The 2,705-nt window shown below is 73.9% G+C and carries 3 protein-coding genes; 2 read left to right on the top strand and 1 reads right to left on the bottom strand.

The window, feature by feature from the left end:
- A partial coding sequence (locus tag BGM09_RS16060) for an XdhC family protein (RefSeq protein ID WP_188282277.1) occupies positions 1-693 on the top strand: 693 nt, incomplete at its 5' end.
- A gap of 86 nt (positions 694-779) precedes the next feature.
- Entirely contained in the window at positions 780-1,895 is a 1,116-nt protein-coding gene (locus tag BGM09_RS16055; protein WP_188282276.1) for a winged helix DNA-binding domain-containing protein, read from the top strand.
- Between the two features lie 20 nt (positions 1,896-1,915).
- Here the strand turns inward: BGM09_RS16055 and BGM09_RS16050 are convergent.
- A partial coding sequence (locus BGM09_RS16050) for a glycoside hydrolase family protein (RefSeq protein WP_188282275.1) occupies positions 1,916-2,705 on the bottom strand: 790 nt, incomplete at its 5' end.

The following is a 2,705-nucleotide window of genomic DNA, read 5'->3' as shown; positions in this document are numbered from 1 at the left end:
GACGAGCGGGACCGTACGGCCGCGGCCGAGACCCGCGCGCTGCTGGCCGCCGGGCGCACCGGGACCGTCGTGATCGGCGCGGACGGCAGCCGCTGCGGCGCGCCGCTCACCCTGCTGGTCGAGGCCAGCGTGCCGCCGCCCCGGATGCTGGTCTTCGGCGCGATCGACTTCGCGTCCGCGCTGGTACGGGCGGGCAAATTCCTCGGCTACCACGTGACGATCTGCGACGCCCGGCCGGTCTTCGCCACCGCCCGCCGCTTCCCCGAGGCCGACGAGGTGGTGGTCGACTGGCCGCACCGCTACCTGGAGGCCGAGGCGCGGCAGCGGCGGCTGGACGGCCGTACGGTGGTCTGCGTCCTCACCCATGACGCCAAGTTCGACATCCCCCTGCTGGAACGGGCGCTGCGGCTGCCGCTGGCCTACATCGGCGCGATGGGTTCGCGCCGCACCCATCTCGCCCGCCTTGACCGGCTGCGCGACACCGGGGTGACCGAACTCGACCTGGCCAGGCTCCACTCGCCGATCGGCCTCGACCTCGGTGCCCGCACGCCCGAGGAGACCGCCCTGTCGATCGCCGCCGAGATCGTCGCCCACGCGCGCGGCGGCTCCGGCGCCCCCCTCACCGGCGCCCGCACCCCGATCCACCACGAGCCCAGAACCCCGTCCCGCCGCCTGGGCCCTCCGGCCGCGTAACCTCGCCGCCTCGTCGCTCGTCGCCTCGCCGCACCGGGCGCCGTCGCGGACCGGAACTGTCCGCGACACGCCCTAGCGTAGGAGTCATGCCCAAGCCGCTCGACCGCCGCACTCTCAATCGGACCCTGCTCGCGCGCCAGCTTCTGCTGGACCGGCGGCGGACGGCCGCCGAGGACGCCGTCGCCCATCTGCTCGGACTCCAGTCGCAGCACCCCACCTCGCCCTATCCGGGACTGTGGACCCGGCTGACCGGCTTCCGCTTCGACGAGTTGGGCACGCTGCTCACCGAACGCGCGGTGGTGCGCCTCGTCCTGATGCGCAACACCGTGCATCTGGTGACGGCGGCGGACGCGCTGCGGCTGCGGCCGTGGCTCCAGCCGATGCTGGACCGCGGATTGCGCGGCTCGCAGTGGGCGGCAGGAGTCGCGGGCGTCGACCGCGCCGAACTGGTCGCGCACGGCCGCGAGACGCTGGCCGAACGGCCCCTGGGACCGGCCGAGTTGCGTACCGCGCTGAGCGCCCGCTGGCCGGACGCGGACCCCGCCTCACTGGTCAACGCGCTACGGGTGTGGGCGCCGCTGGCGCAGGTGCCGCCGCGCGGGCTGTGGGGCGCGAGCGCCCAGCCGGCCTACGCCCTGCTGGACGACTGGCTGGGACAGCCGATGGCCGACCCCGCGGCGACCGCCGCGGAACCGGCCGCGCTGGTCCGCCGCTACCTGGCCGCGTACGGCCCCGCCACCCCCGCCGACATGCAGAAGTGGTGCGGACTCACCGGCCTCAAGAAGGTGTTCACCGCGCTGGACTGCCGGATGTACACCGCCGAGGACGGCAGGGAGCTGTACGACCTGCCGGACGCCGAACTCACCGACCCCGGCACCGAGGTCTCCGCCCGCTTCGTCGCCGACTTCGACAATCTGCTGCTCTCGCACGCCGACCGCACCCGCGTCCTCGCCGACGAGCACCGGCCGCGGGTGATGACCGTCAACGGCATCATCCGCGGCACGGTCCTGGTCGACGGATTCGTCGGCGGCACCTGGCGGTTCGAGCGCGCCAAGGACACCGCGGCCGTCGTCGTCGCGCCCTTCGCGCCGCTGCGCCCGGCCGACCGGGACGCGCTCGACGCGGAGGGCCTGCGGCTGCTGGCCGCCTCCGACCCGCGGGCGCGGACGCCCGAGGTGCGGTTCGAGCGACCCGCCGGTTGAGGCGGCGTGTTGACGACCGCTCAGCGCGCCGCCTCGAACGCCCGACCCGCCGCCGTCTCCACCGGGCCGCTGTGGAACAGCCCGCTGCTCGGCTTGTTGTCGTCGGCGGGCAGCCCGAACCAGGCGTACCGCTGGAGCCACGGCAGCCCGTCGAGCATCTTCGCCGCGGCCGTCACGAAGGCGGCCTGCTGGCTGTCGGTCGGGAAGCGGACGCCGTTCGCGAAGTCGATCAGCGCGAATTCGGTGAGCCAGATCGGCTTGCCGTACCGGTTGTGGACCGCCGTCAGATACGACTTGAGCTGGGAGACCGCGTTGGGCGTCGTGAAGTCCCCGCCGTACCAGTGCAGGGCGATGAAGTCGACGCGGTAGCCGCGCTGTTGAGCCCCCGACATGAACCGGTCGAGCCAGCCGCCGGCCGTGTCGCCGCCGTAGGCGACCGCGGGACTGCCGAGCACCTTGCCAGATCCCATCAACTTCGGCCACAACGACAGCGCCTGATCGACCGTCATGTTGGCCTGGCCGCCCATGTCCGGCTCGTTGAAGCCCAGCAGGTACGGACCCGCCGCCTTCGCCTGCGCCAGCGCCGTCGCACTCGCGCTGTCACCGCCCCAGATCATCGGCACGAAGCCGGGCCCGCTGATGCCGCCGTGCGTCGTGGACCACGTGTAGTACCAGCCCGCGCCCGACCGGTCGAGCGCGGTGTTCACACCGGGGAAGGACCACACCCCGACGCCCTTGCGAGCCGATGAGACCGGCGCGACCGGCGCGACCGGCGCGACCGGCGGCGGCACCGCGGGCGGCGGCGCGTGG

The sequence above is a fragment of the Streptomyces sp. CBMA29 genome, assembly GCF_014596445.1.
Classification (GTDB): domain Bacteria; phylum Actinomycetota; class Actinomycetes; order Streptomycetales; family Streptomycetaceae; genus Actinacidiphila.
This window is presented reverse-complemented; position numbering and strand designations above follow the sequence as displayed.

What these genes read in the sequence shown, in the direction of transcription:
- BGM09_RS16055 (WP_188282276.1), top strand. Translation starts at nt 780, where the DNA reads ATGCCCAAGCCGCTCGACCGCCGCACTCTCAATCGGACCCTGCTCGCG.